The organism is Gammaproteobacteria bacterium, assembly GCA_033720895.1.
GTDB lineage: Bacteria > Pseudomonadota > Gammaproteobacteria > Natronospirales > JAJUFS01 > JAWWBS01.
The window spans coordinates 1-3,556 of record JAWWBS010000104.1 but is presented as its reverse complement, the minus strand read 5'-3'; the positions used below and the strand labels follow the sequence as shown (position 1 = coordinate 3,556).

The following is a 3,556-nucleotide window of genomic DNA, read 5'->3' as shown; positions in this document are numbered from 1 at the left end:
GCCATCGAGGCGAAGCAGGCGCTGGAGCGGATGCTGGCCATTGCCTGAGCAGCGCATGAGTTCCCCACGTGAGCATGTCGTGCTGGTGCATGGCTTGTGGATGCATGGCCTGGTCATGCGCTGGCTGGCGTCGCGTCTTGAACGTGCCGGCTTTGCGACCCATACCTTTTCCTACCGCACCACGCGCGACTCCATTGCGGACAACGCGGCGCGCCTGGCGGATTTCATCGAGTCGCTTGATGCGCCTACCGTCCACCTGGTCGCCCACAGCCTGGGCGGCATCGTCAGCCTGACCATGTTGCAGGAACGCCCCGGCATCATCGATGGAAGAGTGGTGTTGCTGGGTTCGCCGGTACGGGGCAGTCGCGTGGCGGCCTTGATGGAAAAGCGCGGGCTCGGGCGCCTGCTGGGTCACAGTCGCCACAAGGGCCTGGTCGTTCCGCCGGAATTCGCCGCTGGCACACAGTGGCAGCATGATATTGGCTGCATCGCCGGCACCCGCTCGATCGGGCCGGGATCCTTCCTCCGGGACATGCCAAGGCCGAACGACGGTACCGTTGCCCTGGATGAAACGCACCTGCCCGGCGCTCGCGACGAACTCCAGGTGCCTGCTTCCCATACCTTGATGCTGTTTTCGGGCACCGTCGCCACGGCAACGGCGGCCTTCCTGGACTCGGGCAGCTTCGCTACCGCTTCCGCCTGAGCGGCATCCCGGCTCGAGTCACGGGCCGGCGCACATTCACTGCATATTGGCCGCACATTCTCAGTACACCCTGTAGGCGTACTGAGGGTGTTTACGGATAGGGCCGGAAGACACTTCTCTATAGCGTGGGACCTGATCGTCGTGTTCCGGCCAGGTCCGCATTTTTACCTCCTGCTTATTGCGCCAGATCGGGACACGGGGCGCCCTGCTTCGGCAGGGCGCCTTTTTTTGTCCGGAAGGTTTCAGTCGCGGGCCTTGCGAGCCAGGGCATAGAGCAGGTCGAGTGCCTGCTTCGGAGTGATGTCGTCCACGTCCAGCTCGCGCAGTTCCGCCAGTGCCGGATGCTCGGCCTCGAACAGGTTGATTTGCGGGGCAGCAGCCGGTGATTCGGCATTGCCCGTCGTCCGGCTGCTGCCCTCGGCTTCGAGGCTCGCCAGCCGGGCACGGGCAGCTGCCAGCACGCTTTTCGGCAGGCCGGCCAGCTTGGCCACCTGGATGCCGAAGCTGCGATTCGCCGGACCCTCCTTGACCGCATGCAGGAACACCAGGTCTTCGCCGTGCTCGCTGGCATCGAGATGGACGTTCTGCAAGGTTGGCAAGCGTTCAGGCAGTTGTGTCAGTTCGAAGTAGTGCGTCGCAAACAGGGTGAAGGCGCGCGCTTCGTTGGCCATGTACTCGGCACTGGCCCAGGCCAGTGCGAGTCCGTCATAGGTCGAGGTGCCGCGACCGATTTCGTCCATCAGGACCAGTGACCGTTCGGTGGCATTGTTCAGGATGTTGGCCGTTTCGGTCATCTCCACCATGAAGGTCGAGCGACCACCGGCCAGGTCATCCGATGCACCGATGCGCGTGAAGATGCGATCCAGCGGTCCGATGTCGGCGCTGGTCGCTGGCACGTAACTGCCGATCGAAGCGAGCACGGCAATCAGCGCCACCTGGCGCATGTAGGTGGATTTGCCGCCCATGTTGGGGCCGGTGATGATCAGCATGCGCTGCTCGTCATCCATCGCCAGGTCATTGGGCAGGAAGGTGACGTCGGTGGCGGCCTCGACCACCGGATGGCGTCCGGCCTCGATGCGCAGCCCGGGTGTCTCGACCAGTGCCGGGCGGGCATAGTCGCGTTCGACGGCAACCGTCGCAAAGCCGACCAGCACGTCGAGCTCTGCCAGCGCAGCGCTGCTTTGCTGCAGCTCGGGTAATCTTTCCAGCAGCGTATCCAGCAGCTCGTCATAGAGATGCTTCTCACGCGCCAGCGCTTTCTCGCGTGCCGACAGCACCTTGTCTTCGAAGGCTTTCAGTTCCGGCAGGGTGTAACGTTCGGCATTCTTCAGGGTCTGGCGACGAGTGTAATCGTCCGGCACCTTGTCGGCCTGGGCGCGAGACACCTCGATGTAATACCCATGTACGCGGTTGTAGGCGACTTTCAGCTTGTCGATACCGGTGCGTTCCCGCTCGCGCGTTTCGAGATCGACCAGGAACTGGTCGGCGTTTCTCGACAATGCGCGCAGTTCGTCCAGCTCGGCATCGAAGCCTTCCGCAATCACGCCGCCGTCGCGCATGAACACGGGCGGCATGTCGATGATGGCTTTCTCCAGCAGCGCGAACGTGTCCGGATGTTCGCCGATCTGTGAACTCAAGTGATCGAGCTGTTTTGCCGCCAACGGCTTCAACTGGGTTTGCAGCGCAGGCAGCAGGCCCAATGCCGCTCGCAGTCCTGTCAGGTCACGCGGCCGGGCGGACTTCAGCGCAATGCGACCGAGCATGCGTTCGATGTCCGGCACGCCCTTGAGCGACTTCGCCAGTTCGGGCCAGGCATCCTGGGCCAGCAGGTCGCTGACGGCATCCAGCCGTTCGTCCAGGGCAGCATGGTCACGCAGCGGCTGGTGAATCCAGCGACGCAGCAGGCGTGCGCCCATGCAGGTGCTGCTGCGATCGATGATGGCAGCCAGGGTGAAGTCATCTTCGCCGTGCAGGGATTCGGTCAGTTCCAGGTTGCGACGCGTGGCAGCGTCCATGCCGAGATAGGCATCGTGCTGTTCGACAAGCAGCCCGCGCAAATGGGGCAGGGCGCTGCGCTGCGTGTCCTGCACGTAGGCGAGCAGGGCGCCCGCGGCGGCAACGGCGGCCGGCATGTCGGTCGCACCAAAGCCGGCCAGGTCACGCGTACCGAACTGTTTGCACAAGGCCTCGGTTGCGGAGGCGGTATCGAAATGCCAGTCGGGCCGACGACGCACGGCCTGCACAGGTGCGCCCGGCGGCTCGGTGTTCATTTCCGCCAGCAATACCTCCGAGGGCGACAGCCTTTCCAGTTCGGCGGCCAGTTCAGTGTCCGAGGCTGGCTCGGAAACCACGAAGCGCCCGCTGGCCAGGTCCAGGCTGGCCATGCCATGGCGGTCGTGCTGTCGGTGGAGCGCAACCAGCAGGCTTTCGCGGTTGTCGTCGAGCAGGGCTTCGTCGGTCAAGGTGCCCGGCGTGACGATGCGGACCACCTTGCGCTCGACCGGACCTTTGCTGGTGGCCGGGTCACCGACCTGCTCGCAGATGGCAACGGACTCGCCCTTGCGCACCAGCTTGGCCAGGTACGATTCCATGGCATGCACGGGCACGCCGGCCATCGGAATCGGTTCGCCGGCGGACTGGCCGCGCTGGGTCAGGGTGATATCGAGCAGCCTCGACGCGCGCTTTGCATCATCGAAGAAGAGCTCGTAGAAATCGCCCATGCGATAGAACACCAGCTCGTCCGGATGTTGCTCCTTGACGGCCAGGTACTGGCGCATCATGGGCGTATGTTCATTGCCGCTTCTGGCTGGCTGCTTGGCCATGGTCGAATCGCGTCTCTTCGTTATCTGGGTG

The 3,556-nt window shown here is 63.9% G+C and carries 2 protein-coding genes; one reads left to right on the top strand and one right to left on the bottom strand.

Annotated elements, in window-relative coordinates; genetic code table 11:
• Positions 1-55 precede the first annotated feature (55 nt).
• A complete protein-coding gene (locus R3217_10515; GenBank protein ID MDX1455875.1) occupies positions 56-703 on the top strand; it encodes an alpha/beta fold hydrolase in 648 nt (215 codons plus the stop codon).
• Between the two features lie 242 nt (positions 704-945).
• Here the strand turns inward: R3217_10515 and mutS are convergent, their stop codons facing one another.
• On the bottom strand, positions 946-3,525 hold the full coding sequence (gene mutS, locus R3217_10510; protein MDX1455874.1) for a DNA mismatch repair protein MutS: 2,580 nt from the start codon (positions 3,523-3,525) through the stop codon (positions 946-948).
• Between the last annotated feature and the right edge of the window lie 31 nt (positions 3,526-3,556).

Excerpts from the sequence above, each read along its gene's own strand:
- R3217_10515 (MDX1455875.1), top strand. The coding sequence starts at position 56 with ATGAGTTCCCCACGTGAGCATGTCGTGCTGGTGCATGGCTTGTGGATG.
- mutS (MDX1455874.1), bottom strand. The coding sequence starts at position 3,525 with ATGGCCAAGCAGCCAGCCAGAAGCGGCAATGAACATACGCCCATGATG.